General features: G+C 58.0%; 16 protein-coding genes. 14 read left to right on the plus strand and 2 right to left on the minus strand.

Features of this window, described 5'->3' with window-relative positions; all coding sequences use genetic code 11:
* The first annotated feature begins 8 nt into the window (after positions 1–8).
* The 8 genes from F8N82_RS26425 to rfaD all read left to right on the plus strand — a co-directional run bounded on the left by F8N82_RS26425 (position 9) and on the right by rfaD (position 10,148).
* Positions 9–2,963 (plus strand): serine/threonine-protein kinase, encoded by a 2,955-nt coding sequence (locus tag F8N82_RS26425; RefSeq protein ID WP_038998253.1) that lies wholly within the window; start codon positions 9–11, stop codon positions 2,961–2,963.
* Complete coding sequence (locus F8N82_RS26430; RefSeq protein WP_038998254.1) at positions 2,963–3,679, plus strand: ABC transporter ATP-binding protein; 717 nt, start codon at positions 2,963–2,965, stop codon at positions 3,677–3,679. The genes F8N82_RS26425 and F8N82_RS26430 overlap by 1 nt, the downstream gene beginning before the upstream one ends.
* Positions 3,679–4,881, plus strand: coding sequence for an FtsX-like permease family protein (locus tag F8N82_RS26435; RefSeq protein ID WP_038998255.1), 1,203 nt, complete (start codon positions 3,679–3,681; stop codon positions 4,879–4,881). Before F8N82_RS26430 ends, F8N82_RS26435 begins: the two co-directional genes overlap by 1 nt.
* Positions 4,874–6,613, plus strand: coding sequence for a formylglycine-generating enzyme family protein (locus F8N82_RS26440; protein ID WP_052251612.1), 1,740 nt, complete (start codon positions 4,874–4,876; stop codon positions 6,611–6,613). The genes F8N82_RS26435 and F8N82_RS26440 overlap by 8 nt, the downstream gene beginning before the upstream one ends.
* An 81-nt stretch (positions 6,614–6,694) precedes the next feature.
* The gene (tagQ, locus tag F8N82_RS26445; protein WP_038998256.1) at positions 6,695–7,648 is read left to right on the plus strand and encodes a type VI secretion system-associated lipoprotein TagQ; all 954 of its coding nucleotides are present in this window, start codon (positions 6,695–6,697) and stop codon (positions 7,646–7,648) included.
* 79 nt (positions 7,649–7,727) lie between these two features.
* Positions 7,728–8,660 carry a hypothetical protein gene (locus F8N82_RS26450; protein WP_038998258.1) on the plus strand — a complete coding sequence of 311 codons (933 nt, stop codon included), beginning with the start codon at positions 7,728–7,730 and terminating at the stop codon, positions 8,658–8,660.
* Between the two features lie 2 nt (positions 8,661–8,662).
* Entirely contained in the window at positions 8,663–9,085 is a 423-nt protein-coding gene (locus tag F8N82_RS26455) for a hypothetical protein (protein WP_038998259.1), read from the plus strand.
* Between the two features lie 70 nt (positions 9,086–9,155).
* Entirely contained in the window at positions 9,156–10,148 is a 993-nt protein-coding gene (gene rfaD, locus F8N82_RS26460) for an ADP-glyceromanno-heptose 6-epimerase (RefSeq protein ID WP_038998260.1), read from the plus strand.
* Here the strand turns inward: rfaD and F8N82_RS26465 are convergent, their stop codons facing one another.
* Complete coding sequence (locus F8N82_RS26465; protein WP_038998261.1) at positions 10,149–11,528, minus strand: NAD(P)-binding domain-containing protein; 1,380 nt, start codon at positions 11,526–11,528, stop codon at positions 10,149–10,151.
* 464 nt (positions 11,529–11,992) lie between these two features.
* Between F8N82_RS26465 and F8N82_RS26470 the strand changes: the two genes are divergently transcribed.
* The 3 genes from F8N82_RS26470 (at position 11,993) to F8N82_RS26480 (ending at position 13,282) form a co-directional block, all read left to right on the plus strand.
* Complete coding sequence (locus tag F8N82_RS26470) at positions 11,993–12,232, plus strand: type II toxin-antitoxin system RelB/DinJ family antitoxin (RefSeq protein ID WP_038998262.1); 240 nt, start codon at positions 11,993–11,995, stop codon at positions 12,230–12,232.
* Positions 12,222–12,512, plus strand: coding sequence for a type II toxin-antitoxin system RelE family toxin (locus F8N82_RS26475; RefSeq protein ID WP_038998263.1), 291 nt, complete (start codon positions 12,222–12,224; stop codon positions 12,510–12,512). Before F8N82_RS26470 ends, F8N82_RS26475 begins: the two co-directional genes overlap by 11 nt.
* 440 nt (positions 12,513–12,952) lie before the next feature.
* Entirely contained in the window at positions 12,953–13,282 is a 330-nt protein-coding gene (locus F8N82_RS26480) for a DUF3077 domain-containing protein (protein WP_038998264.1), read from the plus strand.
* 76 nt (positions 13,283–13,358) lie between these two features.
* Here the strand turns inward: F8N82_RS26480 and F8N82_RS26485 are convergent, their stop codons facing one another.
* Positions 13,359–13,697, minus strand: a complete 339-nt coding sequence (locus F8N82_RS26485) for a hypothetical protein (RefSeq protein ID WP_038999686.1) — start codon at positions 13,695–13,697, stop codon at positions 13,359–13,361.
* 555 nt (positions 13,698–14,252) lie between these two features.
* Between F8N82_RS26485 and F8N82_RS26490 the strand changes: the two genes are divergently transcribed.
* From F8N82_RS26490 to F8N82_RS26500, 3 genes are read left to right on the plus strand one after another with little or no spacing between them, the layout of a single operon-like run.
* Entirely contained in the window at positions 14,253–15,251 is a 999-nt protein-coding gene (locus tag F8N82_RS26490; RefSeq protein ID WP_177009287.1) for an ABC-three component system protein, read from the plus strand.
* Positions 15,239–15,748: an ABC-three component system middle component 2 gene (locus F8N82_RS26495; RefSeq protein WP_177009286.1), complete on the plus strand. Its 510-nt coding sequence runs from the start codon at positions 15,239–15,241 to the stop codon at positions 15,746–15,748. Before F8N82_RS26490 ends, F8N82_RS26495 begins: the two co-directional genes overlap by 13 nt.
* Positions 15,732–17,618: a hypothetical protein gene (locus F8N82_RS26500; RefSeq protein ID WP_150776904.1), complete on the plus strand. Its 1,887-nt coding sequence runs from the start codon at positions 15,732–15,734 to the stop codon at positions 17,616–17,618. The genes F8N82_RS26495 and F8N82_RS26500 overlap by 17 nt, the downstream gene beginning before the upstream one ends.
* The last annotated feature ends 22 nt before the right edge of the window (positions 17,619–17,640 follow it).

Genomic DNA, 17,640 nt, shown 5'->3' on the forward strand with positions numbered 1-17,640 from the left:
CCAAACGCATGGACAAAGTGATCCCCGGATACGACATCGACGGCGAGATTGGCGAAGGCGCCATGGCTACCGTCTACCTGGCCACCCAGCGCTCGCTGGAGCGCAAGGTGGCCTTGAAGGTGATGGCTGCGGCACTGGCTGCCGACCCAACCTTCTGCGAGCGCTTCTTGCGTGAGGGCCGGACCCTGGCGCGGCTGTCACACCCGCACACGGTGACCATCCACGACATCGGTAATGTCGGTGAGCTGTACTACATGGCCATGGAGTACCTGCCCAATGGCACCCTCAAGGAGCGTATCGCTGCCGGGGTAACGCCGGAGCAGGGCCTGCTGTACATCCGCCAGATCGCTTCGGCACTGGGTTACGCCCATGCCCAGGGCCTGGTGCACCGTGACGTGAAGCCAGCCAACATTCTCTTTCGTGCCGACGGCACGGCAGTGCTGTCGGATTTCGGCATCGCCAAGTCGCTGGATGACCGGACCCAGTTCACCCAGGCCGGGTTTGCCGTCGGCACCCCCAGTTACATGAGCCCGGAGCAGGCACGCGGCCAGGAGATCGACGGCCGCGCTGACCTCTATGCCCTGGGCGTGGTGTTCTACGAGATGCTGGTTGGCAAGCTACCGTACAGCGGCAACGATGCCCTGTCGACGGCGCTGGCGCATTTGACCGAGCCGTTGCCGGAGCTGCCGATTGAGCACGGCCGCTATCAGGACATCCTTCGTGGCCTGCTGGCCAAGGACCCGGCCGAGCGCTTTGCCGATGCCGAGACCTTGCTGGCAGCGCTCGATCGGCTGCCCGCGCAAGATGCTCAAAGTACCCTGATCCAGCCGCTGCCTATCAGCCCCGTGCCGGTGCCTGTATCGGTTGCAATCCCGCCAGCACCACCAGCGCCGAAGCCTGAGCCCACCGTAAAGCCATCGCCATCGCCATCGCCCACGCCACGCAAGCGCCCGGCCGTGGCCTTGCTCGCCATTGCCGTCGCCGCCGCCCTGGGCCTGGGCGGCGTGGGCTATTGGGCCATGAGTGGCGATGAGCAGGTGGTTGAGGCGCAGCCGGTGCAAACCCGCGAGCCAGCCCCGCAGACACCTGTAGCGGTTAGCAACGACGACAATCGCCCGCTGCTGATGGCCGGCAAGAAGACCCTGTTCCAGCGCGTGCTGAGCAAGCCGGGTGCGCAGATCGTCAGTCAGCCGGGCGCCGCGCCCAGCGATACCTTGCCAGCCTTTAGCGTGCTCTATGTCTACCAGCGTCAGGACTTCGATGGCAGCCCCTGGCTTGAGGTCGGCACCGCCAGTGACGGCCGCCGCGACGGCTGGTTGCCGGCCTCCCAGGTCAGCGACTGGAAGCAGAGCCTGGTGCTCAAGTTCACCGAACGCTCGGGGCGTGCGCCGGTGATGTTCCTGCGCCAGGCCGATGAGCTTGAACGCCTGCTTGGCGATACCTCGGCCGCCCGTGCCGAGCTGCTCAAGGCGCAAAACAACCCGGACGAAGTACCGCAAGTGATGGCCCTGGAGCCCGGCGCCAGCGCCGTACCCCAGGACCAGTTCTACCTGATGCCGATCTTCGAGGCGCGCGAGAGCTTCGACGAGAACGGCCAACCATTGCAGTTGCTCAATGTCGCCTCCATCGACCCGGGCAGTAGCGCGCGCAGCAGCGAGCCAAAGGCTGCGGGCGTGGCCAGCTCCAGCGATGCCTTCCGCACCGCCGTGGTGCTGGTGGTGGACACGTCGGTATCGATGCAGCCCTATATCGATCAGGTGCGCCAGGTGGTGCACGAGCTGCATGGGCAGATTTCACGCCGTGGCGAGCTGGACAACGTCAGCTTCGGCCTGGTCGGCTTTCGCAACAACACCACGCGCACCCCGGCCCTGGAATACCTGACCAAGACCCTGGTCACCCTCGACCAGGGCCGCGATCCCGAGCGCTTCCTGAAGCTGGCCGAGCAGGTGAAGGCCACCAATGTCTCCAGCCATTCGTTCAATGAAGACGCCTTTGCCGGGATCATGCAGGCGGTCGACGGCATGGACTGGTCTGGCTACGGCGGGCGCCTGATCCTGCTGGTCAGCGACGCCGGCTCGCTGCGCAAGAACGACCGCTACAGCAGCACCCAGATGAACGAAGCCGAAGTGCGCCAGGCGGCTTTGAGCAAGCAGATCAAGATCTACGCCCTGCACCTGCGCACCGAGGCCGGCAAGAAGAACCACGCCTACGCCGAACAGCAGTACCGGGTGCTGACTGCCGACGCCAACCCGCAGATCGGCGATCTGTATGTCTCGGTGCCTGGTGGCGATGTGAACAAGTTTGGCGAGCGAGTGCGCGAGATCGGCTCGACGTTCGCCGAGCTTGTCCACCAGGTGCGCAGCAACCCGGCGCAACCGACGCCGCTGCTGGCGTCATCGCCGAGCGTTGCCGACAAGACCGCGGCCATTGGCTACGCCATGCACATGGACTTTCTCGGCCGCAAGAGCGCCAGCCAGGCTCCGCAACTGGTTAGTGCCTGGACCTCCGACCGCGACCTGACCAACCCGGCGCTGCCAACCCTGCAGGTCTGCGTGATGCTCACCAAGCTGCAACTCAACGACCTGCAGCAATCGCTGAAGTTGATCGTCGATGCCGCGCGCAAGACCCGCACTTCGCCCAAGGATTTCTTCCAGGAAATCGCCAGTGCCAGTGCCTACATGAGCCGTGACCCGGTCGCCCTGCGCAAGGGCGCCAACCTCGCCGAAGGCGGTGTATTGGGTGAGTACCTGGAGGGCCTGCCGTACCGCAGCAAATCCCTGAGCATGACCCAGGACCTGTGGCTATCGCTCAGCGTTGCCGAACAGGAAGATTTCATCGACGAACTGGATTCGAAGATCCGCCTGTACGAAACCTTCCACAACGACATGGCCAACTGGGTGCGCTTTGGCAACGCCGAGCCCGGTGACGCCTTGTATCGTGTTCCATTGTCGACGCTGCCGTGATGATCAGCCTGCACGCGCTGCGTAAAACCCGCGGCCTCGGAGCCCAGCGCTACAGCCTGGAGATCGAGCGTCTGGAGCTGCGCGCCGGTCAGCAGCTGGCGCTGGTCGGCCCCAGTGGCTGTGGCAAGAGTACCTTGCTCGACCTGCTGGCCTTGGTGCTGCAACCAGATGGGGCTGAGCGCTTCGTATTCAGCACCGACTCGCACAGCTACGACGTTCAGCAGTTGTGGCGTGAACAACGTCAGGACCGGTTGGCGCATCTGCGCCGCCGGCATTTGGGCTATGTGCTGCAGGCAGGCGGCTTGCTGGGTTTTCTCGATGTGCGCAGCAACATCGTTCTGCCTCGTCAGGTGCTTGGCCTGGGCGATGACGGCAGCGTGCAGCGCCTGGCCGAGCAACTGGAGATTGACGACCAGCTCGACAAGAAGCCGACTGCCTTGTCGGTCGGCCAGCGCCAGCGCGTCAGCTGCGCTCGTGCCCTGGCGCACAATCCCGACCTGCTGCTGGCCGATGAGCCGACCGCAGCGCTAGATCCACTCAATGCCCAGCGGGTAATGCAATTGCTGCTGCGCCAGGCGCAAGCGCGGCAGGTGGCCTGCCTGATCGCCACCCACGACGAGGCCCTGGCCCGCGATGCTGGCTTGCAGGTCGTGCGCATGGTCTGCCGTCGGGATGCCGACGGTGGTGTCACGGCCATGCTCGAGAGCCAGCCGTAATGCGCCCGCTGCTGATTGCCAGCTTGGCCTGGCGCGACTACCGCAACGACGCACGCCTGTCGGTGTGCAGCGTGCTGGCACTGGTGGCGGTGATTGCGCCGCTGTTGGTGTTGTTCGGCTTGAAGTTCGGCCTGGTCAGCAGCCTGACCGAGCGCCTGGAGCGCGACCCGGCGGTGCGCGAAATCATCCCCTTGGGTGGCGGTCGTTTCAGTGCTGACTTTGTCGCAGAACTGGCCGCGCGCAACGACGTCGCTTTCGCCTTGCCGCGTACCCGGCAGATTGCCGCGACGGCCGACCTGGTGCTGTCTGCGCGCAAGGTAGTGGTCAATGTCGAGATGATCCCCACTGCGCTCAACGACCCCTTGCTGCAAGGGCTGGCAGTGCCCAGTGCAATCGAACAGATCGTCCTCAGCCGCACAGCGGCGGAAAAACTCGGCGCCCAGGCCGGCGATCAGCTCGATGCCTCGTTCAGCCGCCAGCTGGCCGGGCAGATCCAGGCCCAGCGCACTTTCTTGAAGGTCGTGGCCGTACTTCCGCTGGAGGCTTTCGAGCGCGACGCATTGTTCGCGCCTCTGGCACTGCTGGAAGCCGCCGAAGACTACCGCGATGGTCGCGCCGTGCCTGCGCTGGGGTGGGAAGGGGAAACCCCGGCTGGCGAGGCGCACCGGGTCTACCCGGCTTTCCGCCTGTATGCGCGAAGCCTCACCGACGTCGAGCCGTTGCGCCGCTTCTTTGCCGATCGCCAGTTGCTGGTTTCGACCCAGGCCCCGGCCATTGCCCAGGTGCAGTCGTTGAGCCGCAACCTGACCCTGGTGTTCTGGATTATCGCCGCGCTGGCAGTGGCAGGCGCGTTCGCGGCGATCTGCGCCGGCGCCCTGGCTGCGGTCGAGCGCAAGCGCCGCGAGCTGTCGGTACTGCGCCTGCTCGGTTTCAGCACTTTCGCCTTGCTGACATTTGTTGTGCTGCAGGCGCTGTACAGCGGCGTGTTTGCCGCCGTCATTGGCGCGGTGCTTTACACCCTGGCCGAAAGCGGCCTCAACCAGTTGTTCATGCAGATGCCCGGCGAGTACGCCAGCCACCTGCTCCCGTCGCATTACCTTGTCGCCTTGCTTGCTGTGCTGTTGGCCAGCGCGGCCGCTGCCGCCCTGGGGGGCTGGCGCGTGGCACGAATAGACGCTTGTGAAGGAATTCGAGATGTTTGACCGCCGCTTACCCGCCCTGGCGCTGATCGTCGCCGCCTTGAGCCTGGTGTCCTGCGCCCAGGCCGAGGATGACCCCAAGCCTGCCAGTAACAAGCTGGACAACCCCAAGCCGCTGGCCGACGACATCAGCCTGCCGCTGCCGTGCGAGGGCGAGATGGTTTTCCGTCACGTCTACGTGCTGGCCCAGGGCAGCCTGGATGACCGTGAGGTGAACCTCGGCTACCCCTTCAGCGAAGGTGAGGCGGGCTACAAGCAGTCGTTCATTTCCGGCTATCGCCGTGACTTCATCAATGGTCAGTTCAGCCTGCAGGACCTGTCCGCCGACTGGAAAAAACGCATCAGCCCGAGCCTGCCGAAAACCGATGCCGGCAGCCCGCTGAAACCGATGATGTACTTCATCGGCAAGTACGAAGTCACTGCCCGCCAGTACGCCCAGGTGATGGCCCAGGCCCAGTCACTGGCCAGCGGCGAGCCAGCACCGGCCTGTGAAGCACCCAGTGGCATGGCCGGGCGCTTGCCCAAGGTGAAGCTGTCGCGTTTTGAAGCCGAGCGCTTTTCTGCGGTCTACAGTGCCTGGTTGATGAAGAATCATCGCGACCTGCTGCCAGTCAGTGGCCGTGGCAAGAAGGCTGAAGATGGCGGTGTCGGCTTTGTGCGCCTGCCCACTGAAGTGGAATGGGAGTTTGCCGCCCGTGGTGGTTCCGCAGTCAGCCGCCAGGAGTTGGAAGGCCGGCTGTTCCCACGCCGCCTTGAGGGCAGCGAAAGCGACGGCCCGCTGGCCGATTGGGCGGTGTTCAACCAGGTCGCCGGTGGCACCGGCCAGGCTGCGCGCCTGACCCCGATCGGCACCAAGTTGCCCAACCCGCTGGGTATGTTCGACGTGCTCGGCAACGCCGCGGAAATGGTCCAGGAGTCGTTCCAGCTGGTGCATGCCGGGCGTCGCCAGGGCGCTTATGGCGGCTTCGTGGTCAAGGGCGGCAACTACCTCGAAGGCGAGGGCACGCTGTTCACCGGCATGCGCCGTGAGTACCCGCTGTTCGGCGCCGATGGCACTGAGCAAAGCAACGAAACCACGGGCTTTCGGGTCGCCATCGGCGCCCTGTCGGCGCCGCGTTCGCGTTACGAAGAGCTGTTCGAGCAGTGGCAGAAAGAGGGCCGCCTGGCCGCGCTGACCGACGCCATCGACGACGCCCAGGACCCGACCAAACGCCTGGACAGCATCATCGCCGCCAGCGTCGACCCGCACCTTCAGGCCGAGCTTGGCCTGGTCAACGAAGAGCTCAAGCGCAACGTCTCGCTGATCGCCCAGCAGCGTGAAGAAGCGGCCGGCAACCTGATCCAGTCGGCGGCGTTGGTGGCCGAAACCATCAACAACTACAACATCCGCCTGACCAACCTGCAAAAGACCCAGCAACAGGCCAAGGCCTCCGGCGACGAGACCAGCGCCAGGCTGTTCGCCGCGGCCATCAACAACGGCCGCAGCGCCCTCGACGGCGCCGTGGCGATCTACATCGACAACCTTGCCACCGGCACACGCTACACCGACGCGGTGATCCAGGCGCAGTTCCAGCGGGTCAAGGAAGAACTCAATCGCAAGCCGGTGCTGGGCAAGAGCCTGCTCAGCCGCGCGACCTTGTTCGTCCGCCATGTCGGGGATTATCGCCAGCAACGGCGCGCCGACCCGGCGACGATTTTAAAAGAACTGCTCGCATCAACCGCTGTGCAACCTTGAGCGGCTGTCGAGCGAGCATCGTAGTGACCGGGGCGGCATGAGGTTGCCCCGGGCGTGTTTAAACAGAGAGAGAACCTGACCATGCTTTCAACTCGCAAGCCCTTCTTCACTGCTTCCAACGGCCGGGCCGCGCTGCTGCTGGCGGCCGGTTTCAGCACCGTCCTGCTGACTGGCTGCGCCAGCTCGCCGGCATCCAAGGTCGGTGCGACGACCAAGGTCGAGTACTACCCGAGCTGCTACGAGCCGGTCCAGCACCTGCGTGCCACCGATTCGGACATGACCAAGTCGGTTGCCACCGGCGCCCTGATCGGTGCCGTCGGCGGCGCGCTGACCGGCGCGCTGACCGGCAACTCCGACACCCGTGGCCGTAATGCTGCCATCGGCGCTGCCGGTGGTGCCCTGGTCGGCGGTGCGGCCGGTTACTACACCGAGCGCCAGAAGCAGATCAGCGACGACAACCAGCGCATCGGCTCCTACGCCACCGACATCAACAAGAGCGCGGCCGACATGGACCGCAGCACCGCTTACGCCAAAGCCTCCCAGGCGTGCTACCAGCGTGAGTTCGCCAACCTGATGGACGGCCGTAAAGCCAACAAGATCAACGACAGCGAAGGTCGCAAGCGCCTGGCGGAAATCATCGCCGGCCTGCAGGAGTCGAACAACCTGATCACTGCGGTCAACGGCCGTCTGGGTGAGAACCTCAACAACTACACCCAGGCTTACGAGCAAGACCTCAAGCAGGTCGGCGTACCGCGTAACGACGTGGTGATCGTTGCCGAAGCCCAGGCGCCGGTGCTGGCCACCGGTAACGCCAAGAAGACCAACACCGGCAAGACCAAGACGCCACCTCCAGCGAAGAAAAAGCTGCCAGAAGTGCCGAAGGAAGCCGTTGCCACCGAGAAGACCCTGCAGGATGCCAACGCCAAGAAGGCTGAAAGCCAGAAGGTTGCCAGCGCCGGCCAGAGCCAGGTCAACAGCATGTGCAAGAACCCGGACATGGGTGACTGGGCACCGGTGCCTTGCCCTAACGTGTAAGGCTTGAGCAGCGCGGTTGCCCGCTACCTTGATGCAAGGTGGCGGGTGACCTGCGCTGCAGGTTCAAGGAAGCGAATCAATGAGCAGCGCCATCCCCCGTTTTGGCTACATCGATCCCCAGTTCAACGCGCGGCAGCGCATCCAGTCCAGCATCAACCTGCCCAGGCTGTTTGCCGCCATCGACGCCGATCCATCGATTGTCGGTGCCGGCGTGGTGTACATCGACCTGGACTACAACGTCGTGGTCCTGCGCGAGTTCCAGCCGATTTGCAGCATCCGCCCCAAGCGCATCATTTTGCGTGAGCTCAAGCGTTACCAGACGCCCGACCAGTACACCCAGCAGTTGCAGACCAACCCGCGTGAATCCCAGGCGATCAAGGAAGGTGCGAATACCACCTTGTCGTGCTTTGGCGCAGTGTTGGGCTGGATGGTGGTGGTCAGCGGCACCATTGCCGCGCCGTTTTCCGGCGGTACCAGCATGGTCGTGACCTATATCGGCGCCGCTGCAGCCACGGCCAGTAGCGTACAGTGCGGTATCGGTATCATGCGTACCGTGCGCGAGGCCAACAACCCTGGCGCCAACGACGCACTCGACCAGGAAGAGTGGTACCAGAATGTGAGCATGGTGCTGGACGCGGTGTCTTTGCTGGGCGTCGGCACCTCAGGGCTGACCACCTTCAAATACCTGCAGATGCACAAGGCCGCAACCGGACGTAAATGGTTCGAGCTGAGCAAGGGCTTGAGTCGTCAGCAGCGCAAGGCGCTTACCACTGAACTGCTGTCGGTCAAGCACCCGTCACTGACCGCCAAGCAGCTCAAGTTGCAGCAGAGCGCAGGTTTGCTGACCAAGCGCTTCACCCCCACCGAGATCAGCCATGCGACCAAGACCCTGCTCAAGGACTCGATCGGCGCCGGCTTCGGCCTGGCTGGCAGCTCCTCCGTGCAGGGCGTTGTAACCTCCGCGAGCAGCGAGATAAAGACCATCGCCATCGGCCTGTACGAGGAATTCTGAGCATGAGCGCCAGCCAGGATTACGCCGCGTTCATGACGCGTTACTTTCCGACCTTTATCTGCACGTTTTTTCTTTCGTTGTTTTCCCTGGCTTGCGCGGTGACCTTGTGGACCGACACGCATCTGCGCAACCACCCCGATAATTCGGCCTACAGCGTCGGGCTAATGGCCAGCAGTATCGTCCTGCTGTGCCTGGGTAATTTCCTGATCATTCGCGGCAGGGCCTGGAGTGTCTGGCTGCTCGTGGGATTGCTGCTGCTCAGCCTGCTGACCGTGATCAGCCTGTTCGATGAGCGAATCAGCAAAGGCCTGTTTGCCTTTGCCTTGTTGCTGCCGCTGCTTGCCGGGTTGATGCTCAATGGCAAGCGTCATCGGCAGATGCGCGAGTACTTGGTCGAGCTGCGGGAAAAACGCCAGAACCATTGATCCTGGTTAATATTTGCTCAATTACCACCCCCTAGACTGAGGCCTCTGCACCCTCAAAGGGGGACATGGCATGACCATTATCGTCACCGGCGCCGCCGGTTTTATCGGTAGCAACCTGGTTCAGGCCCTCAACCAACGCGGCGAAACCGAGATCATTGCGGTCGATGACTTGAGCGATGGCGACAAGTTTCGCAACCTGGCTGACGGCGAAATCGCCGACTACCTGGACAAGGACGATTTTCTCGAGCGTTTCGTTCGCGGCCAGTTCGGCAAGGTGCGCGCCGTGCTGCACCAGGGTGCTTGCTCCAGCACCGTCGAAGGCGATGGGCGCTTGATGATGGACAACAACTACCGCTTCAGCCGCGACCTGCTCGACGCCGCTCAAGGACTGCAGGTGCCGCTGCTGTATGCCTCGTCGGCAGCGGTGTATGGCGCCGGGCGCGACTTTCGCGAACAGCGCGAATGCGAGCGGCCATTGAATGTTTATGGCTACTCGAAATTCCTTTTCGACCAGCGCGTGCGGCGGCAACTGCCACAGGCGCGCAGCCAGATCGTCGGCCTGCGTTACTTCAACGTCTACGGTCCCCACGAACAGCACAAGGGCGCCATGGCCTCGGTCGCCTTGCACTGCTTCAACCAATACCAGGCCACCGGCAAGGTCAGCCTGTTCGGCAGCTATGGCGACTACCCCAGCGGCGGCCACCTGCGTGATTTCGTGGCGGTCGAGGATGTAGTCCGGGTCAATCTGTTCTTCCTCGACCGGCCACAGTTGAGTGGCATCTTTAACGTCGGCAGCGGCCGCGCCCAGCCTTTCAATGATGTGGCCCTGGCAGTGATCAACCGCCTGCGCGAGCAGCAGGACCAGCCGCCGCTGTCGCTGCAGATGGCCCTGCTGGAAGGCATTCTTGAATACAGCGAATTCCCCGAGCACCTGCGCGGCAAGTACCAGTGCTACACCTGCGCCGACCTTGAGCGCTTGCGCAGCGTTGGCTATCAGCAGCCAACGCTGACGGTGGAGCAGGGTGTGGCACGTTACTGCGACTGGTTGCAGTGCGCGCCGTAGTCAGTGCTGGCGCAAGGTCTTCAAATCGCCCTTGCCCGAGGTCTCGCGCAGGTACTCTTGCAGTGAGTCATCCAGCGCGTTGAGCCAGCGGGTATGGTGCGGCACGGCAGCGGTACCGGTGATCACCGAGCGGTAGGACTTGTCGCGGTAACCCATGATGTCCTGCTTCTTGTCCGACTTCCATTTGAGGAAAATCCGGTTCACCGCGTCGATATCGAAACTCGGGTAATCGGTCTGCTCGATCAGGTGCTTGATATAGCGGCCCTGGAACTCGTACATCGACGCGGTCGACTCCAACGCCAGTTCATCGGCGCGCCACTGTGCGCCGTCGGCAGCCATCGCCGCCCGCTGCGGCAGCTTGATGCGCCCGAGCATGTAGTCGCGGGCGAACCAGGCCTGGGCGTCGAATAGGTTGAAGCTGTACCAGAGGTCTTGCATGCCGAGGTAGATCAACTGCGGGTTCTGCTCCCAGACAACTCCTTGGTACAGTCCTGCCGGCCACAGGCGGTTGCTGGTCTTGAGCGTCAGCTCATCGGGCAGGAACGGGAAGTGATGCTGGTAGCCGGTGCAGAGGATGATCGCATCCACGCGCTTGCTCGAACCGTCGGCAAAGAACGCCATCTCGCCCTCGACCCGCAGCAACTGCGGGCGCTCTTCCCAGCCTTTGGGCCATTTGTAGCCCATGGGCTGGGTGCGGTAGGCACTGGTAATCGAGCGCGCACCGTACTTGAAGCACTGCGAGCCGATGTCCTCGGCCGAATAGCTGCTGCCGACAATCAGCACATCCTTGCCCTTGAACTCCACTGCCTCACGGAAATCGTGAGCATGAAGGATTCGCCCGGAGAAGCGCTCGAAGCCGTCGAACGCCGGCACATGCGGGGTAGAGAAATGCCCGCTGGCCACCACGACGAAATCGAACACCTGCTCGATGCCCTGGCCGATGCTGTAGTCATAGGCACTGACGGTGAAGGTGCGGCTAGCCTGGTCAAATCGCACTGCTTTGACCGCGGTGTTGAAGCGAATGTAATCGCGCACTCCGGCCTTTTTCACCCGGCCCTGGATGTAGTCCCAGAGCACCTCGCGCGGTGGATAAGACGAAATCGGCCGACCGAAATGCTCGTCGAAACTGTAGTCGGCGAACTCCAGGCATTCCTTCGGCCCGTTCGACCACAGGTAGCGATACATACTGCCGTGCACCGGCTCGCCGTGCTCATCCAGGCCGGTGCGCCAGGTGTAGTTCCACATCCCGCCCCAGTCGGCCTGTTTCTCGAAACACACCACCTCGGGCATCTCGGCACCCTGGGCATGAGCGGATTGGAAGGCACGTAGCTGCGCCAGGCCGGACGGGCCCGCGCCGATAATGGCAACACGAATAGTCATAATATTTCCTGACAGAAAACACTGAAAAAAATGCAAAGCATCTCCAGCCCTGAGCGGCAGAACCGAGGGCGAGGGGAAGCGGAAACTTCAGATGTCAGCTGGCAGGCGGAGGGACAGGGCGCTTGCGCTTGTGCGCGAGCAAGACGTCGCGAGGTGGGATCGACAAGGTGTGGAACAGCGTCGACAGGGGGGAGCTGGTCAGCGCAGGGCGAGCGACAGCGTTGGGCCCGTAAGGCTTGCCGAACAGCGCGGCAAACGGGCCTGAAGGGCGAAAGATACGTGTGGTCTCGTACATGGCGGGCTGATTCTGCCTCTTGTGGTTATGGATGCTTTTTTTAGCTATAACGGATGGGGAAGGGGATTACAACCACCTGCAGGTGGTCGCCAAGCTGCTGGAGGTGCTTGCTCGTTGAGCTGCTTTCGGTCACTGTACAGACTAATGTCATTACAGTGAGGCCAAAGCCATGGCGTCTATCAACGTTCGTATCGACGACGATCTTAAAGCCCGTGCCTATCGTGAGCTCGAAAAGCTCGGCGTTACGCCTTCCGAACTGATGCGCCAGGCTTTGCAGTACGTTGCAGAGCGGGGTCAGCTGCCGTTCAAGCCGGTGCTGTTGACGGAGGATGACGAGGCTTTGCTCGCAACAGTACGCGAGCGGTTGGCTGCACCACAGCGAGTGAAGGTCTCCCTGGATGACCTATAGCCTTGAGTTCGATGCAAGGGCGCTAAAGGAATGGCACAAGCTCGGCGACACCGTACGTGCCCAGTTCAAGAAGAAGCTGGCGGCGGTTTTGCTGGAACCAAGAATCGAGGCCAATCGCCTTCGCAGTCTGCAGGATTGCTACAAAATAAAGCTACGCAGCAGCGGCTATCGCTTGGTTTACCAAGTGATAGATCAGGAGGTTGTGGTGTTCGTGGTGGCGGTGGACAAGCGGGAGCGTGAGCAGGTGTACCGCAAGGCGTCTGAGCGATTGGCAGACTGAGCGAAGCCAGCTCATTTGGAGACAAAAAAGGCCGTCTCTGCATCCTCAGAGGGGGACATGGCATCGACACTATCGTCACCGGCGCAACTGCCGGCACAAGCTTGCTGTCAGTGCAAAAGATCGCGAGTTACCGCCACCTGATTATGTACTCGTGTGTTTCTCGCCTTGCCATTTCGGCATGGTGAACGTTAGGCTTCCCCGGTCGCTGCAAAATCAGCGATCGGGTTTGGTCGCCCGTTTCAACAACAGACGCTACAGCGTCCATCTACGAACGCCGACGATTCGCTCGTCAGGTGCCTCGTTTTATGGCAGCTGTGCGCGGGAGGCATTCGTGCCTGCCGGGTTTGTCTATTGTCCTGGTCGACCAACCTGCGTACAGCTGCCACCCAACTTGTTTGGTCGCAAGCGGTGACGGCTCCATCACAATAGAGACGCTCACAATGACAAAAATAGTTCCTGATCCCCCGCACTCCCTCCTTGGCAAGACTGCCGCAACTCCCTTCGGCTCCTGTAGTGCCGGACATCCACCGTTATTCGCTGTGCGTGATGGAATCGAGGCTGAAGACGCTTTGGTTCACGTTTCTCTCTTGCTGCAAGGCATCTATGACAGCGCTCAGCAGGCATGCGAGCACATCGATGGCCTGCCCAAGAAGGGACTGCTCTGGTCAACCCTGCATTCGGCTGAAATGGCCAAGGGGTTGGTGGATGCCGTGCTGGATGGGCTCGAGAGTGAAGCGCTGAGGCGCAAAGGATTGGTACAGCCTGTCTGATCTAGTCGACGATGCGAAAGGTTTGTCTTCTTGCTTCAGGGCTGCTTGGCAGCCCATCGTCTACGAGCGTTGCTGATCATTTTTCTGGGAAATTCGGGCCATTCTTTGCCCGAGATCTCAGGTACCAAAGCAGTGTCAGCACGCTCGGCCAAAACACAGTATTCAGCACATCATGAAGGCTCGCCTGCCACCGCCAGTAGCCAAGGCTATGCAGGTCATCCCACCCGTCGACTATCTCGCCCATGCAGGCCAGGGCTAATACACAAGACCAGGCCAGGTAGGGCCTTGGTTGCTTGCTGATGGCTGCAAGGGTGACGAACACCACCATACCGAAGTAGATATGCAGCGCGTCTTTCGAAAGCCCGGTAACCGAGACGATAGCCAGCTTGATGGCTTGTGCGGTTGAGGTTTCCATACCAATGATTCTCCCCCCTCTGGTGGCTGAGAGGATAGTTTGGATCATACCGCACATACATGTGGGAGCGGGACTTGCCCGCGATCGAGCGCGCAGCGGTCGTAATTCAAGCGCCGTCTGATGGGCTGAATGTGTCGGCCTTATCGCGGGGCAAGCCCGCTCCTACCGAGGCGGTGTAGGCGGCGCAAACAAAAAAGGCCCACCTTGCGGTGAGCCTCTTTTTTACTGCGTATGGTGCGGCACCAGGAGTCGAACTATTTATTTTGTCTAATTAAATCAAACAGATAAAAAATTTTGCATAACACATTATCCCTAATTCTACCCTTAAGGTTGATTAGAGTCTGGCAGACGCTGAGTGGGGGCGAAAATTACGAGTGTCAGAAATTTCTTTCACCCTCCCAATGAGTAAGGAGCGTTGGAACAAATACTTCGGCCGTAGTATCATTTTGCCTTTGTTGGCTAAAATTTGAACAATGCGCTGTATACATGGCCTCGACTGGTGAAATGTTGAGGGGGTATATATGGATTCGACAGTCTGGAAGTTGGGTGTGAGAAATGGAGAATTATACTCGTGCTGTACTCACATTGGATGATACAGAGTTAGAGCTCTTTGTAAGAGACTGGGTTTCAAATAAGTTGGAAACTTATGTGGAAGTATGTCGGTTTTCAGGAGCAAAGGACCTTGGCAGGGATGTTGTAGGGTTTTTGACACCTGAGAAGCATGAAGGAGCCTGGGAAAACTATCAATGCAAGCAGTATGGGAAGCGCCTTCCAACGGATACTGCAATTTGCGAACTTGGAAAAATTTTATATTACTCATGGCAGGGAGACTTCACCCCGCCAACGAAGTATTTCTTCGTGGCCCCCAAAGGCTTGAACAGAAACTTAGAAACATTGATATTTAATCCTAGCAAATTGAAGTCCAAGCTAATTGATGAATGGGATAAATTCTGTCGGTATAAGATAATTGAGAATGGAGATATTCCGCTGACGGATGATTTGCTGGATGTTTTGGAGAGGTTCAATTACTCGAATGTTACGCGTATAGCACTAGAGGATATGCTTTCAGATCCGGCAGCAAAAAAAGTTCTTTATAAATATTTTGGCGCTGATCCTGGGAGTTCACCTAAAGGAATTGTGCCAATAGCTATTTTAGAGTCTGAATCTGAGTATATAAAGCAGCTTGTCGGCGCATACGCTGAGAAGGAATGTGTGGTTTTCAATAATCATGAAGATTTAGAGCTTTATCCTCAGTATCAAAAAAACCTAACGCTACAGCGAGAACGGTTTTTCGATGCGGACGCATTTAAGCGTTACTATCGAGATAATACCGACCCCACTGTTATTGATAGTTTTGAAGAGGACGTTTTTCACGGTGTCGTAGATGTTTTTGAGTCACCACATAAGAGTGGAATGGAAAAAATCCAATCTGTGATGACTCAGGCGGCTGCGACCCAAACTTCAGGGGCCACTGCAAAATACGCGAGAGTGCCAGTGAAGCAAGGTATTTGCCACCACTTCGTAAATGATGGGAAATTCAAATGGATAAGTTGAATGACTCCGGCGCACGTTCTCTATTTAATAGCCCGATTGAAACAGGGGTTAGATCATTAGTTATTTTGAATGCAACCTACCCATCTGCTCATGATATAAATGAGTTGGTTTGGTTTGATCACTTGGTTGTCCATAGTGCTGATGTAGGCGGCCCTCCGAGTATCCATCCTAAACTTCCGCAACGGAGCGGGGAAATCCTAGTGCGTCGGGAACTCGTTCAAAATGGTTTGAATTTAATGCAGAAGTTTGGACTGATCGCAGTCGTTCCATCGACTAGCGGGATATGTTACCAAGCTACAGAGAGTGCTTATCCGCTGGTGCAGTTACTGTCCTCGGAATATTCAAAAAATCTTAAAGATAGGGCGCAATGGCTTGCTGATACGGTGGCGAACTTATCTAAGGTTGACTTAAGAGATATAATAAATTCAAAGATAGGTAATTGGGCAGTTGAGTTTCAGAGCGACCTTTTCATGGAGTTAGATGACAATGGACTATAAAGGAATAATAATCAAAAGTCTGGAATTTGTCGGTGCTCAAGTTGTGCCAGTGAGGCTTAGTTTTGGAGCAGGCCTGAATCTCGTCTACGGAGCTTCCAACACAGGAAAGTCGTTTGCGTTAAAAGCAATAGATTTCATGCTTGGAGGAGGGGATAGCTTACCTGATCTTCCGGAGAGAAGTGATTACGATACAATCTTGATGGGAATAGAGTTACGTGGTGTAGGAAAGTACACAATACTACGTTCGTTATCAGGTGGTGCTTATAAGTTTTTCGACGGACTGCATGATTTTTCGCAGCTTCCGGAAACCTGTAAAGTTCTCCAACCTACTCAGAGAAGTAGAAATAAGGAGAGCCTTCCTGGTTTTCTTTTGGAGTATCTGGAGCTTTCCGGTAAACAGCTGGCAAAAAACCAATCTGGAGAAAAGGAGAACTTGAGTTTTCGAGAGCTTATGCCATATGTCCTAGTGGACGAAACGAGCATTCAAGCTGAGCGATCACCTGTGGAGACTGATCTTGGACCGGTAACAAGGCCGAAGGAGCGTAGCGTCTTTAGAGCATTATTAACCGGTGCTGATGATAAATCAATTATCCCTGTCCTTGATTCGACACGATTCAATGCGTCGAGGTCGACGAAAATTGAAGTAATACAAAGTCTGCTGAAAGATATTGAGTCGCGGCTAGATGCTGATTATCCAGATGTTTCTGACTTATATGCTCAGAAAGACAGGCTTGATGCTAGTTTAGACAAAATCAAGCTTCAGATGCAATCGTATAGGTCACTATCAACAGAGTTGCTTTCAGAAAAAAGAACTCTGTCGCAAACATTATCTCAGTCTTCAGAGCGGGCAGAGGATATCCGCCTGCACCTGCAGAGATTTTATCAGCTGAACAGTATTTATGATTCAGATATAGCTAGGCTGACTTCTATTGAAGAAGCCAGTTTTCTGTTGACGCTAGAGGAAGTAGAGTGTTCTGTTTGTGGTGCTCCTCCCGAAGCGCAAAGTATGAAGACCCAATTGCAGCAAGTGAAAAATGAACAGCAATCGGCATTGATAGAAATTCAGAAAATAAAAACATTGCAATCTGAACTCGAGTCGACTATCGGGGCTCTTCGTGTTGAGTTGTATAGGATAGAAGAAGGTATCCCTACAGTTGAAGAACGAATTATAGAAATAGAGAGAATTCTAGCCGTCCAATTACCTGAGATGGGCGAGCATCAATTGTCACTTAATGAAATCCTCACTAAAAAAGACCAAGTTATGAGAGGGGTTTCATTGTTAGATCAGAAGAGTAGTTACCTTCTAAAAATAAAGGAGTTTGAAGCACTTAAAGCGCCTACTAAAGCGGATCGTCCCAATCTTTCGGTTCCTGGTGATGTCGTTCATGAGTTTTGTAAGGTTATCTCCCTAGTGTTGAAAGAGTGGGGTTTTCCTGGCGAGCACTTGGTTAGCTTCGATAAAGATAAATACGAAATAATAATTGATGGCAAATTGCGAGTGGATAACGGAAAGGGGGTTCGTGCAATCACGCATGCCGCTTTCAAGGTTGCGCTTTTACTGTATTGCAGGGAGCATAATCTTCCACACCCAGGATTTGTGATTCTGGATTCGCCGTTGTTAACCTATCGGGATCCTCTGAAGAACCCAAGTCGTGGAGAGTTAAGTGATGACGAGATTAAACTGGCTAAGACATCTGTAAAGGCAAATTTCTTCGAGCATCTTTCTAGAATAAGCGATTTGGGCCAATTTATAATTTTGGAAAATATTGATCCTCCATATGGTATAGAGGATATTGCTAAAGTAGAAGTTTTCTATGGTAGTTCAGGTGGCGGTCGTTATGGGCTATTTCCTATGCTGCCTCAGACATAAGTTGTACAGTTCTTGTTTTTTA

The organism is Pseudomonas fluorescens, assembly GCF_902497775.2.
Lineage (GTDB): Bacteria > Pseudomonadota > Gammaproteobacteria > Pseudomonadales > Pseudomonadaceae > Aquipseudomonas > Aquipseudomonas putida_F.